18 protein-coding genes are annotated in these 24,500 nt (G+C 62.1%); 1 reads left to right on the forward strand and 17 read right to left on the reverse strand.

Going from position 1 to position 24,500, the window contains the following annotated elements; translation table 11 throughout:
- Positions 1-8 precede the first annotated feature (8 nt).
- From PMI28_RS27325 to PMI28_RS27245, 17 genes are all read right to left on the reverse strand, one after another.
- A complete protein-coding gene (locus PMI28_RS27325; protein WP_007981537.1) occupies positions 9-1,655 on the reverse strand; it encodes an ABC transporter ATP-binding protein in 1,647 nt (548 codons plus the stop codon).
- A 2-nt stretch (positions 1,656-1,657) separates the two neighbouring features.
- Positions 1,658-2,485, reverse strand: coding sequence for an ABC transporter permease (locus tag PMI28_RS27320; RefSeq protein ID WP_007981539.1), 828 nt, complete (start codon positions 2,483-2,485; stop codon positions 1,658-1,660).
- 3 nt (positions 2,486-2,488) lie between these two features.
- A complete protein-coding gene (locus PMI28_RS27315; RefSeq protein ID WP_007981541.1) occupies positions 2,489-3,448 on the reverse strand; it encodes an ABC transporter permease in 960 nt (319 codons plus the stop codon).
- 170 nt (positions 3,449-3,618) lie between these two features.
- Positions 3,619-5,220: an ABC transporter substrate-binding protein gene (locus PMI28_RS27310; RefSeq protein WP_007981543.1), complete on the reverse strand. Its 1,602-nt coding sequence runs from the start codon at positions 5,218-5,220 to the stop codon at positions 3,619-3,621.
- 97 nt (positions 5,221-5,317) lie between these two features.
- Positions 5,318-6,733 carry an aldehyde dehydrogenase family protein gene (locus tag PMI28_RS27305; protein WP_007981545.1) on the reverse strand — a complete coding sequence of 472 codons (1,416 nt, stop codon included), beginning with the start codon at positions 6,731-6,733 and terminating at the stop codon, positions 5,318-5,320.
- On the reverse strand, positions 6,726-7,916 hold the full coding sequence (locus PMI28_RS27300) for a pyridoxal phosphate-dependent aminotransferase (RefSeq protein ID WP_007981547.1): 1,191 nt from the start codon (positions 7,914-7,916) through the stop codon (positions 6,726-6,728). The genes PMI28_RS27305 and PMI28_RS27300 overlap by 8 nt, the downstream gene beginning before the upstream one ends.
- Before the next feature lie 24 nt (positions 7,917-7,940).
- The gene (locus PMI28_RS27295) at positions 7,941-9,548 is read right to left on the reverse strand and encodes a 5-guanidino-2-oxopentanoate decarboxylase (RefSeq protein ID WP_033063030.1); all 1,608 of its coding nucleotides are present in this window, start codon (positions 9,546-9,548) and stop codon (positions 7,941-7,943) included.
- A gap of 10 nt (positions 9,549-9,558) precedes the next feature.
- Complete coding sequence (locus PMI28_RS27290; protein WP_007981550.1) at positions 9,559-11,658, reverse strand: acetate--CoA ligase family protein; 2,100 nt, start codon at positions 11,656-11,658, stop codon at positions 9,559-9,561.
- Between the two features lie 18 nt (positions 11,659-11,676).
- Entirely contained in the window at positions 11,677-12,837 is a 1,161-nt protein-coding gene (locus PMI28_RS27285; protein ID WP_007981552.1) for an acyl-CoA dehydrogenase family protein, read from the reverse strand.
- A gap of 40 nt (positions 12,838-12,877) precedes the next feature.
- Positions 12,878-13,669, reverse strand: coding sequence for an enoyl-CoA hydratase/isomerase family protein (locus tag PMI28_RS27280; RefSeq protein WP_007981554.1), 792 nt, complete (start codon positions 13,667-13,669; stop codon positions 12,878-12,880).
- 334 nt (positions 13,670-14,003) lie between these two features.
- Complete coding sequence (locus PMI28_RS27275) at positions 14,004-15,416, reverse strand: amino acid permease (RefSeq protein WP_007981556.1); 1,413 nt, start codon at positions 15,414-15,416, stop codon at positions 14,004-14,006.
- Between the two features lie 208 nt (positions 15,417-15,624).
- Complete coding sequence (locus tag PMI28_RS27270) at positions 15,625-17,880, reverse strand: hybrid sensor histidine kinase/response regulator (protein ID WP_007981558.1); 2,256 nt, start codon at positions 17,878-17,880, stop codon at positions 15,625-15,627.
- The gene (locus PMI28_RS27265; RefSeq protein WP_007981561.1) at positions 17,877-18,650 is read right to left on the reverse strand and encodes a substrate-binding periplasmic protein; all 774 of its coding nucleotides are present in this window, start codon (positions 18,648-18,650) and stop codon (positions 17,877-17,879) included. Before PMI28_RS27265 ends, PMI28_RS27270 begins: the two co-directional genes overlap by 4 nt.
- Positions 18,651-18,655: 5 nt before the next feature.
- Positions 18,656-19,372, reverse strand: coding sequence for a response regulator (locus PMI28_RS27260; protein WP_007981563.1), 717 nt, complete (start codon positions 19,370-19,372; stop codon positions 18,656-18,658).
- Positions 19,373-19,464: 92 nt separating this feature from the next.
- The gene (locus tag PMI28_RS27255) at positions 19,465-20,112 is read right to left on the reverse strand and encodes a TetR family transcriptional regulator C-terminal domain-containing protein (RefSeq protein WP_007981565.1); all 648 of its coding nucleotides are present in this window, start codon (positions 20,110-20,112) and stop codon (positions 19,465-19,467) included.
- 228 nt (positions 20,113-20,340) lie between these two features.
- Positions 20,341-21,129, reverse strand: coding sequence for a class II aldolase/adducin family protein (locus PMI28_RS27250; protein WP_007981566.1), 789 nt, complete (start codon positions 21,127-21,129; stop codon positions 20,341-20,343).
- 74 nt (positions 21,130-21,203) lie between these two features.
- Positions 21,204-22,253 carry an ABC transporter substrate-binding protein gene (locus PMI28_RS27245; protein ID WP_007981567.1) on the reverse strand — a complete coding sequence of 350 codons (1,050 nt, stop codon included), beginning with the start codon at positions 22,251-22,253 and terminating at the stop codon, positions 21,204-21,206.
- A 314-nt stretch (positions 22,254-22,567) separates the two neighbouring features.
- Here PMI28_RS27245 and PMI28_RS27240 point away from each other — a divergent pair.
- Positions 22,568-24,500: oxidoreductase (locus PMI28_RS27240; protein WP_033063028.1), on the forward strand; the 1,933-nt coding region annotated here is incomplete at its 3' end.

The following is a 24,500-nucleotide window of genomic DNA, read 5'->3' on the forward strand; positions in this document are numbered from 1 at the left end:
GTGGTTCCTTAGACTTTTTCCAGCGTATCGGTAGTAGGTTTGGAAGCGCGTGTGGCCAGCAACCGGTCGAGCCAGTCGGGGTCCATTTGCGGTTCGGAAGAAAACAGCAGGCCGGTGTAGTCCTGATGTGGCGGGGTGAAAATCTGGCTGCGCGAGCCGTGGTCCACCACCCTGCCCCGTTGCATCACCAATACCTCATCGGCAATCGCCCGAACAGTGGCGACGTCATGGGTGATGAAAAGATAAGCGACACCCAATTGCTGCTGGATGCGGTTGAGCAATTTCAATACGCCCTCGGCCACCAGTTGGTCCAGTGCCGAGGTCACTTCATCGCAAATGATCAGCTGCGGATCGGCCGCCAGCGCCCGGGCGATGCAGATGCGTTGTTTCTGCCCGCCGGACAATTCACGGGGCTGACGCTCCATGAAGGTGGCCGGGTCGAGTTCGATCATCTCCAGCAGTTCGGCGACCCGGGCGCGCATGGCCTTGCCCTTGAGCCCGAGGTAGAACGTCAGCGGTCGGCCGATGATATCGACAATGCGCTGACGCGGATTCAGCGCGGTGTCGGGGATCTGGTAGATCATCTGGATGCGCCGCAGTTGTTCCTTGCTGCGCTGGCGAAAATCCGCCGGCAAGGATTCGCCGTCGTATAGCACCTGGCCGTAAGTTGGCGGCAGCAAACCGGTGATCAGGCGTGCCGTGGAGCTTTTGCCGCTGCCGGACTCGCCGATCACCGCGAGAGTCTGGCCACGGTAGAGCTTCAGGGAAACGTCGTGCAGCACCGGTTGCTGGCCGTAACTGGCGCAACTGTTGCGCAGTTCCAGCAGCGGTTGTTCCTGTTGCGGGCAGGCCTTGGGTTCGGTGCGGAAACTGCGCACCGCCCATAGCGACTTGGTGTAGTCCTCCTGCGGGTCGCCGAGCATCTTGCGGGTCTCGGCCTCCTCCACCAGTTTGCCGTGGCGCAGCACCATGATGCGGTCGGCCATTTGCGCCACCACCGCCAGGTCGTGGCTGATGTAGATCGCCGCACTGCCGTAGGTCGCGACGGCATCGCGAATGGCGGCGAGCACTTCGATCTGGGTGGTGACGTCCAGCGCCGTGGTCGGTTCATCGAAGATGATCAGGTCCGGGTGGCAAGCCATGGCCATGGCGGTCATCACCCGTTGCAACTGGCCGCCGGAGACTTGATGCGGATAGCGCTGGCCAATGGTTTCGGGATTGGGCAGACGTAGTACCCGATACAATTCCACCGCGTCGCGCATGGCCTGGTCGCGGCTCATGCCGCCGTTTTTCACAGCGGTTTCGACGTGCTGGTCGATCAGTCGATGGGCCGGGTTGAACGAGGCCGCCGCGCTCTGTGCCACATAGGCAATGCGCAGCCCCCGCAGTTTGCGCAGGGCTTCGGGCTTGGCCTTGAGCAGGTCGATGCCGTCGAAGTGCACCGAGCCGCCGGTGATCTGGCAGCCGTCGCGGGTGTAGCCCATGGCCGACAGGCCGAGGGTCGACTTGCCCGCGCCGGACTCCCCGATCAGCCCCAACACTTCGCCGCGTTGCAGGGTCAGGTCGATGCCCTTGATCAGCGGGTGCCAGGCATCCTCGTAGTGGCCTTCGATGTGCAGGTTGCGGATTTCCAGCAAAGGTCTTGTGCTCGTCATGTTCAGCATTCCTTGAGACCGCTGGACTTGTGCAGCATCCAGTCGACGACGAAGTTGACGCTGACCGTGATCAAGGCCACGGCCAGGGCGGGCAACAGCGGACTGATGTCGCCGAAGGTGATCAGTACGGCGTTGTCGCGCACCATGCTGCCCCAGTCGGCGGTAGGCGGTTGAATGCCCAGGCCGAGGAACGACAGCGCACTGATGAACAGGAACACAAAGCAGAAGCGCAGGCCGAACTCGGCAATCAGCGGCGCCGCGGCGTTGGGCAACACTTCGCGGGTGACCAGCCACCACAGGCCTTCACCGCGCAAGCGCGCAGCTTCGACGAAGTCCTGCACCACCACGCTCATCGCCACGGCGCGAGACAGTCGAAACACCCGGGTCGCATCCAGCAACGCAATCACCAATACCAGCGAAGTCGCCGTGGTGCCGACCACGCTGAGAATCAGCAAGGCGAAGATCAGTTGCGGAATGGCCATCAGGATATCCACCACTCGCGACAGGCCCTGGTCGACCCACCCGCCCTTGATCGCCGCGATCAGACCGCTCAAGCCACCGAGCAGAAACGCCAGCACGGTGGTCAGGAAGGCAATGCCCAGGGTATTGCGCGCGCCATAGACCAGGCGGCTGAACATGTCGCGCCCCAGGTTATCGGTGCCCAACAGGAACTGTCCGCCCCACGGCGCAAAGCCCTCGCCCACCACCTGGGTTTCGCCGAACGGCGCCAATACCGGTGCGAACACGGCCACCAGGATGTAAAGCAGGATCATCAACAGCCCGAACTTGGCGCTCAGCGGCGCCCGCCACACTTGTTTCAACAGGCTCATGGTTTACCCCTTCGGATGCATCAGGCGTGGGTTGCTGGCAATCGACAGCACATCGGCGCTGGTGTTGAGCAAGATGTAGGTCGCGGCAAAGATCAGGCTGCAGGCCTGCACTACCGGGATGTCGCGCTTGGCCACCGAGTCCACCAGCAACTGGCCGAGCCCCGGATAGACAAACACCACTTCGACCACCACCACACCGACCACCAGGTACGCGAGGTTCAACGCCACCACGTTGACGATGGGTGCCAGGGCGTTGGGCAAGGCGTGGCGGAAGATGATCCGCGACTGGCTGATGCCCTTGAGCCGGGCCATTTCGATGTAGGGGCTGGCTAAAAGGTTGATCAGGGAGGCGCGGGTCATGCGCATCATCTGTGCAATGACCACCAGGCTCAGGGTCGCCACCGGCAACACCGAGCGTTCCAGTACCGTACCCAGTGAAGCGTCCGGCGCCAGGTTGGAAATGCTCGGGAACCAGTTGAGCTTCACCGCGAACACCAGGATCAGGATGTAGGCAACGAAGAACTCGGGGAACGACACCGCGCTCAGGGCCGAGGTGTTGAGCAAACGGTCGAACCAACTGTTGCGGTACAACGCGGCGAGCATTCCCAGCAGCAAGGCCAACGGCACGGAAACCAGCGCCGCCAACAGCGCCAGGCTGAAGGTGTTGCCCAGACGCGCGCCAACCAGTTCAGCGATCGGTCGCTGGTTGGCCAGCGACACACCGAGGTCGCCTTGCAACAGGTGCCAGATCCAGTGGCCGAAACGCGTCAATGGCGGCATATCCAGCCCCAGTTGCGCACGGTAGGCCGCCACGGTTTCCGGGGTGGCCGACTGGCCAAGCATGGCCTGGGCGATATCGCCCGGGAGCATGCCGACCGCCAGGAAAATGATCACTGACACGGCGAACAGGGACAGCAGGCCCAGGGCCAGGCGTTGCCCCAACAGCTTGAAAATACTTCTCATCGTGCGGTTCCTTGGATTGGGCACGCTGGTGCAGATTGCAAATATCCCCTGTGGGAGCGGGCTTGCTCGCGAAAGCGGTGTGTCAGATGGCAAATGTGTCAGCTGACAGGGCCTATTCGCGAGCAAGCCCGCTCCCACAGTTGATCTTTGTCGTTTGTCAGATCCCGGTTTCAGGCCTGCCACCAGCGCTCAATCACCCGCAAGCCGTCCAGCTCGCCGTACGGCGCGGTCTGTCCGCCGTGAACGACGCGGTTGGAGCGGGCTGCCACGGAGCTGGCAAACAGCGGCACGATCGCCCCGCCCTCGTCCCGGCACAGCGCCTGCATTTCGTTGTACATCTCGCGGCGCAGCGGGTCGTTCATCTCGCCGCGAGCGGCGTTGAGCAACTGGTTGAAACGCGGGTTGTCCCAGTGGGTTTCGTTCCACGCTGCGCCTTTGGCGTAACCGATGCTGAACATGCGGTCGGCGGTCAGGCTGCTGTACCAGAACGAGGTGGTGAAGGGTTGCTTCATCCACACGTTGGAGAAGAAGCCATCCGCTGGCTCACGCACCACGTCGATGTCGATCCCGGCGGCACGCGCCTGTTCCTTGAACAACACCGAGGCGTCCACGGCGCCGGAATACGCTGCGTCGGACGCTTGCAGGCGCACCTTGAGCGAATCCAGACCGGCCTTTTTCAGGTAGAAACGCGATTTGTCCGGATCGTAGGTGCGTTGTTCCAGCGCAGTGTTGATGAAGCGGCTACCGGGCTGGATCGGGTGGTCGTTGCCCACCAGGCCATAACCGTGCAGCACCGAGGCCAGCAGGGTTTCGCGGTTGATCGCGTGTTTCATCGCCAGGCGCACGTCGTTGTTCTGGAACGCCTGGCTGTCGGTGAGCATCGGGAAGGTGTAGTGCTGGGCGCCCTTGGTTTCTTCGATGACCAGGTTCGGGTTGCGCTTGAGCAGCGCGACGGTTTTCAGGTCGACCTTGTTGATCACATCCACTTGCCCGGTAACCAGCGCATTGACCCGTGCAGCGCCGTCGGCGATGGCAATCAGTTCGGCACTGGCGAAGTGCGCCCGTCCCGGTTTCCAGTAATCGGGGCTGCGTTCCAGGGTCATGCGCACGCCCGGTTCGAAGTCCTTGAGGCGATATCCCCCGGTGCCGGCACCGGCCTGCCAGTCCGCCGCGCCATTCTTACCGGGCATGATCGCCAGGTGGTAATCGGCGACCACATAAGAGAAGTCGGCGTTGCCCGAGTGCAGTTCGAACACCACGCTGTCGCTGCCGTTGGCGCTGACCTTGGCTACGTCACCGAGTACGGTCTTGGCCGCCGAGGTGGATTTCTCGCCGAGGTGATGCTGGATCGACGCCACCACGTCGTCGGCGGTCAGGGTCTTGCCATTGTGGAAGGTCACGCCTTGGCGAATCTTGAAGGTCCAGATGCGCGCGTCCGGGGTCGAGGTCCAGCTCTCGGCCAGTTCCGGAATGGCTGTGCCGTCGACGGCAATTTCAGTCAGGGTGTTATAGACCGCCGAGAAGCCGACGAAGGTGAAGGTGTCGGACCAGGAACCCGGATCTTTCGAGTCGGTGGTGCTGCCACCGGCCAGACCCAGGCGCAACACGCCGCCGGGTTTGGGCTTGGTTTCTTCAGCGAAGGCGCCAAACGGCAGCCCCATGGAGAACGCCCAGGCCACCGCCGCGGCCGCCGCGCTGTACTTCAAGAAGTCTCGACGCGGGAAGCTGAATTCATGGTTCGCTTGAGTAATCTTGTTTTTGTTATCGCTCATTGCATTGCCCCTGATAAAAGCTAATGAAATACCGGTTCAAAACCACGCAAGACACCGGGCCAGGGCCCGGTGCGTACTGCATTCGAATTGCCAGAGATCACACCTGGATCGCCTTCACTTCGACGAACTCGTTCAGCCCCTCCTCACCCCATTCGCGACCGTTACCCGATTGCTTGTAACCACCGAACGGCGCTTGATAATTGAACGCTGCACCATTGAGGAAGCACTGACCGGCGCGCATCTGACGCCCCAGTTGCAAGGCGCGCTCGGCGCTACCGGCCCAGACGCCGCTGGACAGGCCGAACGGCGAGTCATTGGCGATCTGGATAGCCTGCGCCTCATCGGCATAAGGGATCAGGCACAGCACCGGGCCGAAGATTTCTTCCTGGGCGATGCGCATGCGGTTATCGACATCGGCGAACAGCGTCGGGCTGACATAGAAGCCGCGCTCGAATGCCGACGGCGTGTCACCGCCGCACAGCAGCCGTGCACCTTCCTGTTGGCCGACCTTGATGTAATCGAGCACGGTGCGTTTTTGCCCCGCGGAACACATTGGGCCGAGGAAGCTTTGCGGGTCGAGGGGATCGCCCATGCGCAGGCTCAGGGTCTCTTGCAGGGCGATTTCCACGGCTTCGGCATAACGGCTGGCCGGCAGCAGCATGCGGGTCAACGCGGTGCAGGTCTGACCGGAGTTGATCATCACGTCCTGCACGCCGTAGCGCACGGCCGCATCCAGATCCGCATCCTCAGCGATCAGCAGCGGCGACTTGCCGCCCAGCTCAAGGCACACGCGCTTCACCGAAGGCGCCGCCGCTTGCGCAACGCGAACGCCGGCGCCGGTGGAGCCAGTGAACGACACCATGTCCACGTCCGGGTGTTTCGCCAGCGCTTCGCCGACTTTCGAGCCCGGTCCGCTGACCAGGTTGAACACCCCGGCAGGCAAACCGATGTCCTCGATCATTTGCGCCAACAGGAAGGCATGCAGCGGCGTTTCCTGGCTTGGCTTGACCACCACTGTGCAACCGGCGGCCAGGGCCGGGGCGAGTTTGCCGATCAACTGGTGCAGTGGGTAATTCCACGGATTGATGAACGCGCAGACACCCACTGCCTCGCGGATCACCAGCGAATTGCCGGTTTCGCGCACCTCGTCCATGAGATGAGCCAGTTCGACGTACTGCTCAAGGCCAGTGATCGGCCCGTCGACCTGCACCGAGCGGCACCATTGCACCGGCATGCCCAACTCAGTGGTGATGACCGAGGCCATCTCATCGGCACGATTGCGCAGTTGATCGGCCAGTGCACGGATATAACCGGCACGCACGCTGGACGGCGTGCGCGACCATGAGGCGAAGGCCCGGCGTGCAGCTGCCACAGCGTTTTCGACATCGAGTTCATCACCGAGCGGAACACTGCCGCACACTTGCTCGGTGGCCGGGTTGATCACCTCGGCGATGCCCTGCCCCGAAGGTTTCTGCCAGCGACCATCAATAAACAACGCCTTGTGGTTAAGCATGTAGCTGAGCCTCCATCAGTTCTTGGGCACAACGGGCAATGCGCTGGCAGGCATCGCGCAGCGGTTCAGCGCCGACCACCAGACCGAGTCGAATATGCCCCGCCGCACTCGGACCAAAGGCTTCGCCCGCCAATACCGACACGCCGTGGCGATCCAGCAGACGGTCGGCAAACGCCTGGGCGCTGAGTCCGGTTTCGCGGATATCGAGCATCACGAACATGCCGCCGTCAGGTTTCAACGCCCGCAACCCGGGGCAATCGGCCAGGCTGTCGCACACCAGATCGCGACGCTGGCGATAGGCTTCGCGCATGGCTTGCAGTTCCGGCAGATTGCTTTCCAGCGCGATGACGGCAGCGTCCTGAATGAAATCCGGCGAGCCGTAGAGCATGCACAGCGCGAGGTTTTCCAGATGCGCGGCCAGCGATGGCGGCGCCACCACCCAGCCCACACGCCAACCGGTCATGGCGTGGGATTTCGACAGGCTGTTGAGGGTCGCCGTGCGTTCGGCCATGCCCGGCAGACTCGCCGGGCTGACGTGTTCACCTTCGAACAGCAACTCGCTGTAGACCTCGTCGGAAATCAGCCACAGGTCGTGGGCGATGCACAATTCAGCCAAAGCAGCCCACGTGCTGCGCGGCAGACTGGCGCCGGACGGGTTGTGCGGGCTGTTCAGCGCCAAGGCACGGGTACGTGGGGTGATACGCGCAGCGACGTCTTCAGGCAGCACGCGAAAGCCGTTTTCCGAGCGCACCGGCACTGGCACCACCACGGCACCGCAGGCACCGAACACCGCTTCGTAGGTGACGTACATCGGCTCGGCGACGATCACTTCGTCACCCGGATTCAGCACGCATTGGGCCACGCTGAACAGCGCACATTGCGCCCCGGCCAGCACGGTGACCTGATCGGCCGAAACGCTTTGGCCGCTGCGTTGTTGATGACGCTTGGCGATGGCTTCCCGCAGGGCACGCTTGCCGCGCACTTCGGCATAGTGAGTGTTGCCATTCAGCAGGCTGTCGATGGCCCCCTGCACGATAGGCTGTGGCGTGTCGAAATCCGGGTCGCCTACGGACAGCAGCAGAATGTCTGCGCCTTGCTCGCGCAAGGCTAGTGCACGGTAATGAATATCCCAGGCGGCAGCGCCATCACCGGCGATTCGTTGAGTCAGATCGGAAAAGCGCATGGGCCCATCCCCTTAAAATACAGATCAGTGCGCACAGGCGTGCTTGAGTTCGATCAGGGTCACGCCGTTGCGCTTGAAGCCGTGGCGCAAGTCAGCCTGCAACTCCGTCAGGTTTTGCGGCTGCGTCACGGTGCAGCCGAACGCACGACCCAGGGCGGCGAAATCCGGGTTGCGTGGCAATACGCCGATGGGCTCGATGTCGAGGCCAAGCATGTCGTCGCGGATTTGCCCCAGCGCGTCGTTGTTCCACAGCAGCACCACCAGCGGGCTGTCCAACTCTTCGACGGCGGTCGCCAGTTCCTGGGCGGTGTAGAGGAAACCACCGTCGCCCACCAGCACCAGGCCGGGCCGCTGCGGCGCGCCGAACTTGGCGCCGATCCCGGCCGGCAGGCCGTAACCCAAGGTGCCGTAGCCGGTCGGATGCAACCAGCTGCGGATGGCCAGGCTGTCAAAGGCGTAGTTGCCGGTGTAGGCCAGTTGGGTCATGTCGGTACTGATGAAGGCGTTTTCCGGCAGCTCCGCCGCAATACGCTCGAGAATCGATTGATGGATGGACTGCAACGGGCCATGACTGGCCTTGACCGCTTTACGCAGTGCAGTGACCGAGGCAACCGCGGCGCTGGCGTCGCGCACGTCGGACGGCAAGCGCTCAAGCAAACCACTGAGGGTTTGTTGTGCATCGCCATGCAACGCCACCGCGCAGGGGTAGAAGTCGTTGAATTTACGCGGGTCGATATCCACCCGCAGCAGTTCAGCGTTGAGCGGCAGGCGTTCGCGCCAGTAGTCGGTGTCGGCCATTTCTGTGCCGACCGCCAGCACCACGTCGGCCTTGGCGATCAGGTTCCAGCCCGGTTCCACACACAGGGAGGAACCGGCATTGAGTGGTGCATCCGGTGGCAGCAGACCCTTGCCGGCGACGCTGGTGAACAGTGGCGCAGCGAGACGCGTGCTGAGTTCACTCAGTTCCTGCACGGCATTGAGTGCACCACCACCGGCGATGATCATCGGTCGTTTCGCACCATTGAGCTTGGCCACGGCTTGATCCAGCGCATTGGCAGATGCCGGACCACGCCCCGGACGACGCACCACCTCATTGCTCCAGTCACGGGCAATTGGCGCCGACAGCACGTCCAGCGGCACCGAGATGTGCACCGGGCGCGGGCGCTCGCTGTCGAACACCGCGTAGGCACGGGCGATCAGCTCGGGAAGGTCTTCGGCGGTCAGCGCCACTGCGGAGAACGCGGTAATCGGCGCCGTCATCGCCCGTTGATCCTGACACTCGTGCAGGCTGCCCCAGCCCTTGCCGAGGCTGGCGCTGTGGTTGACGCTGGAAATCACCAGCATCGGAATCGAGTCGGCGTAGGCCTGGCCAATACCGGTGGCGGCGTTGGTCACGCCGGGGCCAGTGATGACGAAGCACACGCCAGGTTTGCCGCTGACCCGGGCATAGCCGTCGGCCATGAAGCTGGCGCCCTGTTCATGGCGGGTCAAGACGTGGCGGATGCCACTGCCGGGCAAGCCGCGATACAGCTCCAGGGTGTGTACGCCGGGGATGCCGAACACGGTATCGACGCCGTAGTTGGCCAACAGACGCACCAGGGCCTGGCCACCGGTCAACGTTTTGCTTTGCATATTCATGTCCTCACTCCTGACCGAGGCGAATCAACGCATCGACCGCAGTTGTGCCTTGGGCACCGACCAACAATGGGTTCACATCGAGTTCCAGCAACTGTGCGGCGTTCTCGCAGGCGTAATCGGCCACGGCGCGGATGGCGGTCACCAGGGCCTCTAGGTCTGCAGACTCGCGACCACGGAAACCTTGCAGCAACGGCGCGCTGCGCAGGCTGAGCAGGGCATTGCGGATGGCGCCGTCGGTGGTCGGCAGCAACAGGCTGCGACTGTCCTTGAGCAACTCCACCAGAATGCCGCCGGCACCGATCACCAGCGCGAGGCCGAAATCGTTTTCGCGTTTGATGCCGACGATCAGTTCGGCCAGTGGCGGTTTGGCCATTGGCTCCAGCAAAAGCTGATCGAACGCTACGCCTGGCGCGTAAGCGGCAATGCTGGCGCGCATCTTCTCCAGTGCAGCGCTCAATGCCGCGCCATCCTTGAGGTTCAGCGCCACGGCACCGGCCTCGGTCTTGTGCGGCAGCTGTGCGCTAACGGCTTTCAAGACCAGCGGATAGCCCAGTGATTCGGCATCCTTCAGGGCTTGCTCCGGGGTGCTCAACACGCCGTTTGGCGTCGGCAGGCCAAAGGCTTTCAACGCCTGTTTGGAATCCCATTCATTGAGCAAGTGCCCTTCGCCTTCCAGCGCGTGCGGGCACAGCGGCACCAGTGCCGATTCACCCAAAGCCAACAAAGCCTGGCGATTGCGTTGATAACCGGCGATGCGGCCCCACGCGGCCAATCCGTCTTCAACGCCCTGCAAGGCCGCGACGCCTTGTGCGTGCAAACGTTCACGAGCATGGGCCGGCAGCAACTCGGGGAACGCCGAGGTGACAAAACCGGTCTTGCCGTGACGTTGCAGTGCTGCGCAGTACAGCTCCAGCAGCAGGTCACATTCCTTGCGCTCGCCGGTGAACTCAGACGGGTAGTCGAGTACCAGCATCGCCGCATCGGCTTCGGTGCGCAGGGCACTGTCGAGCATGCGGTTCAAGGCTTCGCCGTCGCCCCAGATGGCCGTGGTGAAGTCCAGCGGATTGACCAGGTTGGCGTAGCTCGGCAGCACTTGCGCGAGTTCGCCGACCTGTCCTTGATCGAGTTTCGGCAGGCCCAGGTCGTTGCGTTCGGCGTAGTCGGCAATCAGCCCTGCGTCGCCGCCGGAACAGGCCAGCGCGATCAGGCTATTGCCTGCCGGCAGGTTGCCGCAAGCGGCGGCTTTCAGGGTTTCTACAAAACTCACCGGGCCGCTGACGCGAATCACGCCGAGACGGTCGAACAGCGTGTCGTACAGCGCATCGGAGCCGGACAGCGAACTGGTGTGACTCAAGGCCAGTTCGGCGCCGATCTGCGACACGCCGGTTTTCAGTGCAATGATCGGGATGCCCTTCTCCAGTGCCTTATGTGCGGCGCGGGCGAAACCCGGGACGTTTTTCAGCCCTTCAAGGTGCAGGCCGATGGCGGTGACCCGCGGCTCGTCGAGCAGCACGTCCATCAATTCAGCCACGCCCAGTTGCGCCTGATTGCCGACCGAAGCCATGTAGGCCACTGGCAGCGAACGGTCGCTCATGGACAGGTTGTAGGCGAAGTTGCCGCTCTGGGTCAGCACCGCCACGCCCTTCTCCACCGCTTTGCCGCCGTGGGCCACCGGCCACAGCGCGGAGCTGTGCAGGTAGTCGAGCAGGCCGTAGCAGTTGGGGCCAAGCAAGGCCATGTCGCCAGCGGCCTTGAGCAATTGCTGTTGCAGGGCCTGGCCTTCGGCGCCGGTTTCGGCGAAACCCGAGGCGTAGCAGATCGCGCCGCCGGCGCCGACGGCGGCCAGTTCGGCCACGCAGGTTAGCGTCAGTTCGCGGTTGGTGGCGATGAACACAGCGTCCGGGCCGCAAGGCAGCTCGGCAACGCTGCGCACGCACGGCACACCTTCAAGGCTGTCGTGCTGTGGATTGACCAGCCACATTTGCCCTTGGTAGCCACCTTCGGCACAACGCTTGAGGGCGCGCGCCATGCTGCGGCCACCGACAAACGCGACGTGCTGCGGCGCAAGCATGCGTTTGAGGTTGTCACGAATTTTCTGGGACATGGTTGTTCTCCGGTCCGATCAGCGCAGCAGCGGCCGCAGCAGCTCGCGGGAAATGATGTGGCGCTGGATTTCCGAAGTGCCTTCCCAGATCCGTTCGATCCGTGCGTTACGCCAGATGCGCTCCACCGGACCTTCGTCCATCAGGCCCATGCCGCCGAAAATCTGTACCGCTTCATCGGCGGTACGGCCGAGCACTTCACTGGCGAACAGCTTGGCCATGCCGGCCTCGCCATCGGTCATGGTGCCCTGATCCATTTTCCACGCGGTGTGCAGGGTCAGCAGTTCGGCGGCGCGAATTTGCGTGGCCATGTCGGCCAATTTGAATGACACGCCCTGGTAAGTACCGATGGGCTGGCCGAATTGCTTGCGGTCCGCTGCCCATTGCAGCGACACATCCAGTGCGCGCTGGGCCTGACCGACGCAGTTGGCCGCAACCATTACCCGCCCGGCAGTCAGCCAGGCGTTGGCCACATCCCAGCCTTTGCCGACTTCGCCCAGCACTTTGCTGGCCGGCACACGACAGTCGTCGAAGAACATTTCGAAGGTGTGGTAACCACGGTTGCTCACGCACTTCGGCCCACGGCGAATGGTCATGCCCGGGGTGTTGCGGTCGACCAGGAACGAGGTCACGGCGTTACGCTTTTTGCCGTTGTGTTCGTAGGTGTCGGTCACGGCGAAGACGATGGCGAAATCGGCATGCCCGGCGTGGCTGATGAAATGCTTGCTGCCATTGAGAATGAAGTCGTCGCCTTCACGCACGGCGCGGGTCTTGATCGCATTGGCATCGGAACCGGCACCCGGCTCGGTCAGGGCGAAGCAGTCGATTTTCTCGCCCTGGATGCACGGCAACAGGTAGTCGTTGATCTGGTCGCCGGTACAGGCCATGAGGATTTTCGACGGCCGCGCGACAAACACGTGCAGCGCCCAGGAGACCTTCGACAGTTCACGTTCGATCAGCGCCTGGGACAGGTAGTCCAGGCCACCGCCGCCCACTTCTTCGGGCATGTTGAAGGCGTAGAACCCGGCGGCGATCGCCTTGCCGCGAATCTGCGCCGCCAGTTCCGGGGAGACCTCGTCGGCGCGGTCGACTTGCTCTTCATAGGGCAGCAGTTCCTTCTCGACGAAGCTGCGTACCGAGTCCACCAACATTTCTTGTTCTTGGGTCAGTTGGAAATTCATGCTGCTACCTGTTGTTCGTGTACTGAAAGAAGTGTGGGAATCAACGGCCGACGAAACGTGCCGGACGTTTTTCCATGGCGGCGCGCAGGGCTTCGTTGCCGTCTTCGCTGCGACCGCACAACAGGCCGGCGGCGAGCTCGGCCTGCAGTTGTTCCGCCAGGCTGCGTTCGGCGCCTTCGCGCATGAGTTTTTTGGTCTGGGCGAAGGCGAAGGTCGGCCCGCTGGCCAGGCGTGCAGCGAGTTCACTGGCTACGGTCAGCAGCTGATCATCAGCGCAGACTTCACCGACCAGGCCGGCACTCAGGGCACGGTCCGCGCCCCACAATTCGTCGAGGAACAGCAGACGCTTGGCCTGTTCGCTGCCGATCAGGCGTGGCAGGTGCCAACTGGCGCCGGCATCCGGCGAGTACGCCATGCTGGTGTAGCCGGCCTTGAAGCGTGCCGACTGGCCGGCAATGCGCAGGTCGCAGCACAGGGTCAGGTCCATCCCGGCGCCGACGGCGGTGCCATTGATGGCGGCGATGGTCGGTTTTTCCAGACTGTGCAGGCGGGTCATCAGGGCGTGGGCGGTTTCGGTCCAGCCGTAGGTTTCCAGCGCGCCCCGGGCTTCGGCATCGGCCCATTCGTCGAGGTCGGCGCCAGCGCAGAAGCTGCGGCCACTGCCCGTCAATACCACCACACGCACCGCTGGATCGGCATTGAAACCGTCGAGCAAGGTGTGCAGGTTTTTCAGCGTCGGAATGTCCAGCGCATTGCGCTGGGCAGTGCGATTGAGGGTGATCCAGGCAGCGCCTGCTTCGACCTGGCTGAGCAGCGACGATTGAGTGGTCATGGGAATCCTCGAATTATTGTGATTGGTCTGAGGTGATGCGACTTGAGGCCATACTAAACGAGTGTTCAGTAAGACGGCAATCAGCATGCGGGATGGGCTGTAACAGCCTGAAAAAATAGATAACGTATTGGTTTTATTGAGTTTATTTTTGATTGGCGGACATTGGACTCTGTCGCTGTTACAACTTCGAACAACTGCCTACGCCCACCACAAAACAACTGTGGGAGCGGGCTTGCTCGCGAAGAGACCCTGTCAGTCAACATTGATGGTGACTGACACTCCGCTTTCGCGAGCAAGCCCGCTCCCACAGGGGGGAAGTGTTTAGTTCAAGGGATCAGGCAGTCGGCAAGCTCGGTGCCAACACGCCCTGACGCTTGCGATGAATCAGGAAGTACGCGCCATAGCACAGCGCAACGAATCCAAAGCCCCAATACAGCGACGGACGCTGGGTTTCATCCAGGGCCAGGAACACGAACAACGAGCAGCACAGCGTGATACACATCAGCGGCAATACCGGGAACCACGGCGCACGGTACTTCAGGTCGCTGAGTTTGCCGCCGTCACGCAGATACGCCTTGCGGAACTTGTATTGCGCCAGCGCGATGACAATCCAGGTCACGGTGCCGGACATGCCGCTCACCGCCATCAGCACCATGAACAAGGTGTCGGCGGCGACGAAACTGGTCATCAGCGACACCAGCGCGAAGCACAAGGTGATGCTCAAGGCGCGCAATGGCACGCCGCGCTTGCTCAATGGCGAAAGACTTTTTGGCGCCATACCGGTTTTTGACATCGCCCACAGAATGCGTGTCGAGGCATACAGGCCGGAGTTGCCCACCGACAGGATCGCGGTGAGGATCACGAAGTTCATCAGGTCGGCGGCGTAAGGAATGCCAACCATGTCGAATACCTGCACGAACGGGCTTTCCATCAAACCCGCCTGCTGCCAAGGCACGATGGCCGACAGCACGACAATCGCCAGCACATAGAAAATCAGCACGCGGAACACCACGTTGCGTACGGCGCGGGGAATGCTTTTTTCCGGCTGATCGGTTTCACCGGCGGCCACGCCCATGATCTCGCAACCCTGGAACGCGTAGACCACGGTCATCATCACCGCGAACACTGCTGACAGGCCATTGGGGAACAGCGAATCACCGATCAGGTTGGTCATCATCGGCGCGGGTGCACCACTGCTCAGGGGCATTACGCCGAAAATCACCAGCACGCCAACCACGATGAAACCGAGAATCGCCGCGACCTTGATCCCCGAGAACCAGTATTCCGCTTCACCGAAAGCGCGGGTCGCCAAGGCATTGATGCCGAACAGCACCACCACGAACAGTGCCGACCAGTACCAGATCGGCACCGTCGGGAACCAGCGCGTCATCAGCATGCCGGCCGCAGTGAATTCCAAACCGACAGTGGTGGCCCAACTCATCCAGTACACCCAGCCGATCATGAACCCGGTGGCCGGGCCGATGTATTTGGTGGCATGGGTCTGGAACGAACCGGACACCGGCATCTGCACCGACAGTTCACCCAGGCAGACCATCACCAGGTACATCAGGAAACCCGCGACCAGGTAAGCCAGAATCGCCCCGACCGGCCCGCCCTGGTTGATGGTCACGCCGGAGCCCATGAACAACCCGGTGCCGATGACGCCGCCCAGGGACAACATGAAAATGTGCCGGCTCTTGAGGGCACGGGTCAGCTGTATGCCTTTACGATCAGTGTTTTCGTTCATGTCGGCACCTCAGCAGTCGATGAGGTGAGCAGCGCGCGACAGGACGTCACGGCGCAGGGAGGGATCAGCTTTACGGCAATTCATTATTATTATCTCCAATAAGCTTCGAAGACCGCGCTGCGGCGGTTGCGTCGATTATTGGAAAGCCATGTAAGTTCGCGTTGACCGTAAGGATCGAAGTTGTACAAAGTCGTAACAAACTTGTACGTCAGCTCTGCAACAGGCCTTTGAGGGTCTGCAGCGCGTGTTGCAATTGCTCATCCAGCGTGGGGTTCATGTGGCGGATCGCCGATTCATCGTTGCCCAGGGCTAACGTCTCCAGTGCCCTGAGCGTCGTGGCCAGTGAGCGAAAACCCAGCGAATCGCAGCTACCGGCCAAACGGTGCGCCAGTTGCGCGACCTCGGTGCAGTCGTCAGCGGCAATGGCTTCATTCAACGCATCGCGGTGCTGCAGGATCGAGTCGCGCAGCACTGCCAGCAGACTCTGGACCTTTTGCTCGCCGAGCAGGTTGCGATGAGTCTGCAACAACGGCCAATCCATTGTCTCATCGCTCAGAAGCGACTCGGCGACGGACGCATGCCCTTCCAGCACCTGGCGCAGGTTTTCCAGCTTCAAGGGCTTGGCCAGGACACCGTCCATGCCGGCCTCCAGATAACCGCGCACCAGCGCCGGCTGCACGCTGGCGGTCAGGGCGAAGATACGGCTGTGGCGGTTCGGCCCGTCGATGTTGCGGATCTGTCGGCACAACTCAACACCGCTGATGCCCGGCAGATGCACGTCCAGCAGCAACAGATCGAAAGCCTGCGCCGCGCAGAGTTCCAGCGCCTGCTCCGCCTCTTCGGCCAGCCATACCCGGTGACCGTCCCGTTGCAGCAAACCCTTGGCCACTTCGCGGTTGAGCGCCACGTCTTCGACCACCAGGATGTTCAGTGCCGGTCCCGCTGCCCGCACCGGCGCGACTTCAACCGCAGCGCTGGCCGGCTGCAAGGACAGCTCGAACCAGAAGCAACTGCCGCGCCCCACTTCGCTGTCCACGCCGATGCAGCCGCCCATCTGCTCCACCAGATGTTTGCAGATCGCCAACCCCAACCCCGTACCGCCAAAACGCTGGGCCACTTCTTCACTGGCCTGGGTGAAACGCTCGAAAATCTTCGCCTGCATCGCCGGGGCAATACCGATGCCGTCGTCAGTGACGCTGACCCGCAGCCGCTGCCCGGTCTGTTCGCCCGTTTCGCTGAGAAGTGCCACCTCTACGCTGACTTCGCCGCCTTCGGTGAACTTGATCGCGTTGGCCAGCAGGTTGCTCAGCACCTGGCGCAGGAACTGCTCGGCGCCGTGGTGATGTTCGGCAATTCGCTGATCGACCCGGCAACTCAGGATCGTGTCGTTGTTCAGCGCTCGCGGTTCCAACAGTGTCAGCACTTCATCAAGCAACTGGCGCAGCGAGAAATCCACCGGTTCGGGATGGCTGACGCCCTCCTCCAGCTTGGCGAAGTACAGCACTTCATTGAGGATCGTCAGCAAGCCTTCGCCGGCCTTGTGCAAGGCATCCAGGCGTTTGCCGTCCTGGGCATCCAGACGCGCACCGCGCAGCAATTCGGCCATGCCGAGGATGCCATTGAGGGGCGTGCGCAGTTCATGGCTCATGGTCGCCAGAAACCTCGACTTGGCGAGGTTGGCCGCTTCCGCATCGTCTTTGGCACGCATCAGGCTGGCGGTACGGCGCTCAACCATTTTCAGCAGTTCGTCACGGTTGTCCTGCAAGGCCAGGCGATCGGTTTCCCGGCGCTCGATGTCGTGCAGGATCGCCCGGCGCATGTCATCCAGGGCGTGGGCCACGGTGTCGATTTCGTCACTGCCGCGGCGCTTGTCCAGGTGCAGGGGTTCCTGCCATTCACCAGCGGCGATGCGCCGGGCAAACTCGGCCATGACTTTCAGGTGCCGGGTCACCAGTCGATAAAACAACCCCGACAACGCCACGGCCAGACCGCATAGAAACACCGCCATCCACAACAGGCTGGTCAACCCGGTAGCGTAGAGACGCTGGTACACCGCTCCCAGATCGGTACTGACCTCCAGTTCGCCCAGATTGCGCAATGGGCCGGACGGTGGCTGATAGTCCAGGGCAAAACGCTCGATACGCAGCGGTCCCGTGGGATCCGGATTGCCCTGTAGCAGGTCGAAATCGGCGCTGGTCAAGTGCACCCGCGCGACGTCTGAGAAGTCCACCAGACCGCGCAACTGCACGTTCAACTGTTCCTGGTTCAAGTCCCAGAGGCTGCGCTCGAGGCTGGCCAGGTAGCCGGCGCGGATCAGCTCCATGCGTGAATCGATGTCGCGCATTTCCCGCCGATACTCGATGTACAGTTGCACGCTGCTGGCCAGCACGGTGAAGCACAGGCTGAATAGCAGAATGAACAGCAGCAGGCGCCGCAGCAGTCCACCGGGCCGGGCACGAATCATTGCGCATCCGCCGGCAGGTGGATCATGTCGCGGTAGGTTACTTCGCTCTCGTTGAGCCAGCGCTCGATGGCACCGGCATCGACCATGCGCTGCAATTGCGCATCGATCTCGGGCATGCGCTTGGCCAATGGCGAGCGCCGTGACACGGCGACCCGCAAATAGTCCACGCTCAATGCCTTGGGCAAGGCGACGATGTCCTGGCCGCCGGGCAGGTTTTCCACGTACAACTGGCCGGTGCGCCGCTCCTGGGTAATGAAGTCGATGCGCCCGCGAATCAGCTTGCCGAAGTTCTGGTGGCTGTCGGAAACCCATTCGATATTGTTGTTGCGTGCGACCATGCGATCGAACTCCACACCGTAGCTCTCGCCGAACAACAGGCCACCGCGGTAATGGGCCAGGTCGTCCAGTTGTTCGAACTTCACCGGGTGTTGACGGTTGATGAACAGCGCCACTTCCTCACGCAGTACCGGCACCGTCGAGAACAGCATGCTTTGCTCCCGTTGCGCGGTGCTGTAGGCCAGCACCACATCGACCCGGCCTTCGGCGGCGTCCAGCAGGCAGCGTTTCCAGTTGCCCAGCACGACCATCTCGACCTCGTAACCCAACTGGCCAAACAGGTTTTTCACCACGCTCGGTGCCAGGCCGCGCACCTGTTTGCCATCGCTCCAGGAGATCGGCGGGTACACCGGGTAATCGCAATAGCGAACCTTGTCCGCCGCGACGGCATGGCCGGCCACCAGCATCGCCAGCAGGCAAAGCCATCGCGCCATCAGGTTCAGGCCGCCACGCCGGCGGTGAACAGGTAACCGGCACCGTGAATGGTGATGATCAATTGGGGTTCGGCCGGATCGTCGTGCAACTTGCGGCGCAGGCGCCCGACCAACACGTCGATGGAGCGGTCGTTGGGCACCCACTCGCGGTTGCGGATCTGGTCCATCAACTGGTCGCGGCTGAGGGTGTGGCCGCTGTTGCGCAGGAACACACTGAGCAACTGGTACTCGCCGTGGGTCAGCAGGGTTTCATTGCCGGACGAATCGATCAGGCGACGGCGGTCGGTGTCCAGCGCCCAGTCGGCGAACTGCTTGACCGGTTTGGCCAGCGCAACGGCCGGTTGTGGTATTTGCGCATGACGTACCCGGCGAATCAGGTTTTTCGCCCGGGACACCAGTTCCCTTGGATTGAGGGGTTTGATCACATAGTCATCGGCGCCGCATTCGAGGCCGACGATGCGGTCGATTTCATCATTGCGCCCGGTGATCAGGATGATCCCGACTTCCGAGCGCACCCGCAGCTCGCGGGTCAGGGTCAGGCCGTCCTTGCCCGGCAGGCGGATGTCGAGCATCACCAGGTCCACGGTCTGGCTGGCCAGAAAGGTTTCCGCCAGTTCCGCGGTGGCGGCGCAGTGAACGTCGTAGCCTTCCTGGGACAGGTAGGCGTGCAGCAGATCGCGAATCAGCGGATCGTCATCGACGATCAGTACCCGAGGAGTCATCGCTTGGTGTCCGGCTCAGGCCCGAAGGCCAGTTTCTTATTAGAGTGTTTTCCTGCATTGGCGCCAGAGAGTATCCAGTGCTGAACGACTGATCAACAGTCGCTCGTCTGTACGCAAAAGCGCTGGCGTCCGCCGGCCTGCAAACCGTCGACCCAGGCCTCGCAAATCTGGATGCCCTGTTCCGGGGTGAAGGTGCCGGGGTTGAGCCCGGACTCCAGCCACAAGCCATCGAGCAAGGCGCTGAGGCTGATGGCGGCGAGGTCAGCGTCGAAATTTTCCCAGCCCTCCTCCTGCGCCAGTTCCGCCAGCACCTTGCGCAAGATGCCGCGATACTCACCATAGGAATGATCGTGGGCCTGATTGATGGCCTCGGCGGTTTTCACTGCGCCCCAGAATGCCAGCCATGCATCGATCAGTTGCGGATCGAGCAATTCGGCGGAAAACGAACCGCGGAAAAACGCCGACAAACGCTCCCGGGCATTCGGTGCAGCCTGCTCCATGGCATCGCGCAGCAGGGTCATGACCCGCCCGGTGATTGCCATGTAGGCTTCGGCCACCAGTTCATCCTTGCCGGAATAGTGATGGCTGATCAAACCCACCGAGACCCCGGCCTCGGCGGAAATCTTGCGGATCGACGCGCCCTGGAAGCCGTGACGCTTGAGGCACACCAGCGTCGCCTCGATCAGGTTGGCTTTGCGCAACTCCGGTTCCATGCGGGAAAAACGGGCTTCCTGGTTCATGGGCGACACGCTCCTTGGTTCAATCATTGGGGCTCACGCGGTCAGGCGGCGAGCTGAACGACTGTACAGCAAGAGCGGGCCATTTCTCCAGTCAGTTGCCAGTCTTATAGACCGTGGCGCGCCCTTCGCGAGCAAGCCCGCTCCCACAGGGTTTAGCGTACGACGCAAATCCCCTGTGGGAGCGGGCTTGCTCGCGAAGAGGCCGGCTCAAACAACACAGAACCCGGATCAGTCGCGATACCCCGGCGCCACCCGATCCAGCATCCGCAACAACGCAGCCCAGGCCAGTTGCATGGCATCCGGATCGTTCAACTCGCCTTCTTCCAACGGCCGCCCCGGATCATTGAACTGCCGCTCGGTATGCGCGCAGACCTCATGCGACGGCAGAACAACTTCACCGGCAGCTTGCGCGGCCAACTGGATTTCACAGGCCTTTTCCAGGTAGTACATGCGCAGGAACGCCTGGCTCACTGTCTCGCCCACCGTCAGCAACCCATGGTTGCGCAGCATCAGTACCGATTTGTCACCCAAATCCGCCACCAGCCGTTGCTGCTCACTGAGGTCCAGCGCCACGCCTTCGTAGTCGTGATAAGCGACGCGACCATAGAACTCCATGGAAATCTGGTTCACAGGCAACAACCCGCACTTCAGCGCCGCCACCGCGCACCCGGATTTGGTGTGGGTGTGCAGCACACATTGCGCATCCTCACGGGCACCGTGGATGGCACTGTGAATCACAAAACCGGCCGGATTGACCGGGTACGGCGACGACTCCACAGCGTGGCCATCGAGGTCGATCTTGACCAGATTGGACGCGCTGATCTCATCGAACATCAGCCCGTACGGGTTGATCAGAAAGTGATGCTCCGGCCCCGGAATGCGCACCGAGATGTGGGTGAAGATCAAATCGGTCATGCGAAAGTGCGCAATCAGGCGGTAGCAGGCCGCCAGTTCCTCACGCAGGCGCTGCTCGGTGGCGCTGCGCTCAGGGGCCAGGTGGCTGGCGATGTTGTTCATGGTCGTGGTTCTCCAGGCTGATCGGCTGGGCAGACAGTAAGGCTGGACGCTTGGACACGTCCAGCCATCCGCGTTTATTTACTGGCCCAGGCGTTGAAGCGCTCTTCCAGCTCTTCCCCATGATCGACCCAGAAGCCGACGTTCATCGACAGCGCGCCCTTGAGGTTCTGCGGCGCGGTGGGCACCCATTGCGCCAGCTTGTCGTCGAGCCGTGCGGCGGCCTGGATGTTGGTCGGGCCGTAAGGGATCTGCTGCACGTAGTTGACCTGGGCGTCCGGCTGGTTGGCGAACGCGATGAAACGCTTGGCCTGATCCACATGTCTGGAGCCCTTGATGATCGCCCAGTAATCCATGCCGTACAGGCTGCCGGGCCAGACCAGGCCAAGGTGACTGCCTTTCTGCGCGGCGTCGGCGATGCGCCCGCTGTAGGTCGAAGTCATCACCACATCGCCGGCGGTCAGCCATTGCGGCGGTTGCGCGCCGGCCTCCCACCACTGGATGTAAGGCTTGAGTTCAGTGAGTTTGGCAAATGCCCGGTCCACGCCTTGCGGGGTGCCGAGTACTTTGTAGACGTCTTCGGTCTTGACCCCGTCCGCCAGCAAGGCGAACTCCAGGTTGTACACCGCGCGTTTACGCAATCCACGTTTGCCGGGGGTTTTCTTCACGTCCCAGAAGTCTGCCCACGAGGTCGGGGCCTGGGCCAGTTTGTCGGTGTCGTAGGCAATCGCCACGCTCCACACCAGCGCCGCAGACCCGCATTCCTGTGCCGCTTCGGGGATCAACTGGTCGGCGTGGCCCAGACGGGTCCAGTCCAGCCGCTCGTACATGCCTTCCTCACAGCCGCGCATCAAGTCCGGGCCTTCGATCTGCACCACGTCCCAGTCGACGTTGCCGGTGTCGACCATCACTTTGATTTTGGCCATCTCGCCGTTGTATTCGCTCTGGATCACTTTGCTTTGATCCACGGCGGCGAACGGTTGAAAGAACGCCACGTCCTGGGCTTTTTGTCCGGCTCCGCCGTAACCGACCACCACCATGTCCGATGCTGCCTGGGTGTTGCCCAGACCTAAGGCGCAGGTCAGCACCAAAGGATAAAAACCGTGCTTGAGCGTTTTCGATGTCATCAGTGGTTCCTCTTGCAGGTGCCCGGCGGACAGATGCCGCTCAGGCCCTTTTTTATTGTTGTGAGGTAAGCCCCAGGAGCGGGCTCGAAACGAAATTACTGCAAGGCAAAGTAAAAAAACAAGTTGATTTTTTACTGAAGGTAAATTTCTATAGGCTAAAATAACAACACAGAAAACCTGATACCTCTGTAGGAGCGAGCTTGCTCGCGATGGACGTTAACGATTACGCGTGTTGTCTGGATGAACACGTCGCCCTCAAGTCCATCGCGAGCGAGCTCGCTCCTACAGGTCAGCCTGCCTGGAGTAACCGCACCATGCCGACCTCGACACCTGCCTTCGCGCACCTGTTCGAACCCCTGGAGATCCGTGGCAAGCGCCTGAAAAACCGCATCATGTCCAGCGGGCACGATACGTCGATGCCCACCGACAACCTGGTCAATGAACAATTGATCGCCTATCACCGGGCACGTGCCGAAGGCGGTGCCGGGCTGATCGTGCTGCAAGTGGCCGGCGTGCATGACAGTGCGCGCTACACCTCCCACGTGCTGATGGCCACCGACGATGCGTGCATCGAGGGCTACCGCAAACTGGCGCAAACCTGCCATGCCCACGGCACCGTGGTGTTGTCCCAGGTGTTCCATCCGGGGCGGGAGATCATGGAGTCCAGTGATGGACTGCTGGCGGTGGCCTACTCCGCATCCTCAGTGCCCAACGAACGCTTCCGCGTGATGCCCCGCGCACTCGATCAGGCAATGATCGACGAAATCGTCGCCGGTTATGCCGCTGCGGCCCGGCGTCTGCATCAGGCTGGAATCGATGGCGTCGAGGTCGTGGCCAGCCACGGTTACCTGCCGGCGCAATTCATCAATCCGCGGGTCAACCGGCGTACCGATGGCTACAACGGTGAGCTGGAGCAGCGCTTGCGTTTCCTGCGTGAAGTCATCAAAGCCGTGCGTGCGGCGACCGATGAGCAGTTCATCATTGGCCTGCGCATTTCCGCCGACGAGCGCGACCCCGAAGGCCTGACCGAAGACGAATCCCTGGCCGCCGTACAGTCGTTGCAAACGCAGCTCGATTACGTGCACATCGTCGCCGGTACTTCGGCGTCGCTGGGTGGCGCGGTGCATATCGTACCGCCGATGGCGATAGAAGCGGCGTACCTGGCCAAGGAAGCCGGGACGTTCAAGGCAAGTTTGAACATTCCGTTGTTCGTCACCGGACGTATCAACCAGCCCCAGGAAGCCGAACTGATTCTGGCCCGGGGACAGGCCGATGTCTGCGGCATGACCCGGGCACTGATCTGCGATCCGCAAATGCCCAACAAGACCGACACCGGCCGCGTTGAAGATGTGCGCGCCTGCATCGCCTGCAATCAGGCGTGCATCGGGCACTTTCACAAGGGCTTGCCGATTTCCTGCATCCAGCACCCGGAAACCGGTCGCGAGCTGATTTTTGCTGAACGCCGACAAGCGATAAATCGCAAACGCATCATGATCGCCGGCGGCGGCCCGGCCGGCATGAAAGCCGCCGCTGTCGCGGCCCAGCGTGGACATGACGTGACCCTGTACGAAGCCGGTTCACAACTGGGCGGTCAGGTGTTGCTCGCGCAGTTGCTGCCACGGCGCAGTGAGTTTGGCGGTGCCAGCACCAACCTGCAGCGGGAAATGGAGCTGGCCGGCGTGCGCGTGGTGCGCAACACCCGAGTCGACCGTGCGTTGGTGGAAAGAGAAAAACCGGACATGGTGATCGTCGCTACCGGTGCCGAGCCTTACTGGCCGCCCTTCGAACGCGGCGGTGAGTTGCAGGTGGTGGACGCCTGGCAAGTGCTGCGCGATGAAGTACAGATCGGCCGCTCGGTGGTGGTGGTCGACTGGCGCTGCGACTGGATCGGCCCCGGCATCGCCGAACGTCTGGTTCGCGCCGGGCATCAGGTGCAACTGGCGGTCAACGGCACCCATTGCGGGGAAAACCTGCCGCTGTACGTACGCGATCAACTGGCCGGCGAACTGCATAAACTGGACGTGCCGATCACACCGTATGCGCGCTTGTACGGCTGCGATGACAACACCGTCTACCTGCAACACACCGCCAGTGGCGAACCGATGCTGATGGAAAACATCGATACGCTGGTGTTGTGCCAGGGCCATCAACCGGTGGATACCCTGGGCGCCGAACTGCAAGGGCTGGTTGAGTTTCGCCGCATCGGCGACTGCCTGGCGCCGCGCACCGCCGAAGAAGCGATTTATG

It is taken from the genome of Pseudomonas sp. GM48, assembly GCF_000282335.1.
GTDB lineage: Bacteria > Pseudomonadota > Gammaproteobacteria > Pseudomonadales > Pseudomonadaceae > Aquipseudomonas.